General features: G+C 46.3%; 1 protein-coding gene. It reads left to right on the top strand.

The window, feature by feature from the left end; genetic code table 11:
* Positions 1–294, top strand: a 294-nt coding sequence (locus JKP73_RS22760; protein ID WP_200412052.1) for a glycerate kinase, incomplete at both ends; no start/stop codon positions are given.

The following is a 294-nucleotide window of genomic DNA, read 5'->3' on the forward strand; positions in this document are numbered from 1 at the left end:
AGACATGCTTGCCGCGAAAGATATTTGCTTTTCAGATATAGATCCACGTCTACGTAAAGTCCACATCCAAGTAGCTTGTGATGTAGATAATCCTCTTGTTGGAGATAGAGGGGCTAGCGCTATTTATGGGCCACAAAAAGGCGCAACAAAGGAACAAATCATCATGTACGACAAAGCCCTATCTACGCTAGGAAAAAGACTGGAAGCAGAGCTGAATCAAGACTTCACCACCGTCCAGGGAGCTGGAGCAGCGGGAGGACTTGGTTTTGCCCTTTTAGCTATTGGTGCAGAACT

The organism is Virgibacillus salexigens, assembly GCF_014905415.1.
Lineage (GTDB): Bacteria > Bacillota > Bacilli > Bacillales > Amphibacillaceae > Virgibacillus > Virgibacillus salexigens.